A 1,217-nucleotide genomic window follows, 5' to 3' on the forward strand; every position below is an offset into this window, starting at 1 on the left:
TGATCAGCCCCACTTGAGTGGTCCGTTTTGATTGTTATTGCAAGACTGGGCTTTGGTCCATCCGGACGATGGTTTCTGGTGCCGGTGGTCGGTAGCCCAAGGCGCTATGTGGACGCTTGGTATTGTAATGTTTCCTCCATTGTTCAATCAGGATTTGTGCTTCCTTCAAGCTGTAGAAGATTTCACCATTGAGTAGCTCATCTCGGAGGCGGGCGTTGAAGCTCTCGCAGTATCCGTTTTCCCATGGCGAACCTGGTTCGATGTATGCGGTCTTTGCACCCACAGCGTTGATCCAGTCCCTGACTGCCTGAGCAATGAACTCCGGCCCATTGTCTGATCTGATGTAGGCTGGAACACCTCGAAGGATGAAGAGATCCGTCAGCACGTCAATCACCTCGGTAGAATTCAGCTTTCGCTTCACCCGGATTGCGAGGCACTCTCGGGTAGACTCGTCCAGGATGTTCAGCGTCCGGAATGCCTTTCCATCATTGGTTCGGCAATGCACGAAGTCATAGCTCCAGACATGGTCAGGATACTCTGGTCGCAACCGGACACATGATCCGTCGTTCAGCCAGAGCCGCCCTCTCTTCGGTTGTTTCATTGGCACTTTCAGCCCCTCTCGTCGCCACAGCCGCTCGACGCGCTTGTCATTCACATGCCAACCAGCATCTCTGAGCAGAGCTGCAATGCGCCTGTAACCGTAACGGCCATACTCACGGGCGAGTGCGATCATATCCGCCACAAGACATTCTTCGTCAGCACGCCCTGCTGGACGTTTCCTCTGCGTGGACCGGTGCTGACCCAGAACACGACAGGTTCGGCGCTCTGACACGCCGAGATGCTGACGAATGTGATTGATGCAGGCGCGACGACGGGCGGGGCTCAGAAGTTTCCCTTTGCGGCCTCTGACAAGATCAACTTGTCCAGGGTCAGATCGGATACCGCCTTGCGCAGCCGCTCGTTCTCTTTCTGAAGGCGTTTGAGTTCTTTCAGTTGGTCGGTTCCCATCCCACCATACTGCTTTCGCCACCGGTAATACGTCTGCTCGGTGATACGAACCTGCCGGATAGCATCAATACGCGGCATTCCTTGGCCGACAAGGACTTCAACCTGTCGCAACTTCGAGACAATTTCTTCTGGCTTGTGGCGTTTCGTAGCCATTTTGATCCTCCGTTTTCCTAAACATAACGGCGGACCACTTCAAAGGGGGAGGATCA

At 54.4% G+C, this 1,217-nt stretch carries 1 protein-coding gene; it reads right to left on the minus strand.

Features of this window, described 5'->3' with window-relative positions:
* Positions 1 to 34: 34 nt before the first annotated feature.
* Positions 35 to 1,161, minus strand: a protein-coding gene (locus LA5095_RS32270) for an IS3 family transposase (protein ID WP_144436249.1) whose coding sequence is annotated in 2 segments (ribosomal slippage) — positions 35 to 897 and positions 897 to 1,161 — 1,128 coding nt in all. Because the reading frame shifts where the segments join, the coding sequence is not laid out codon by codon here.
* Positions 1,162 to 1,217: the final 56 nt, after the last annotated feature.

This window comes from Roseibium album, from assembly GCF_001404515.1.
Classification (GTDB): domain Bacteria; phylum Pseudomonadota; class Alphaproteobacteria; order Rhizobiales; family Stappiaceae; genus Roseibium; species Roseibium album.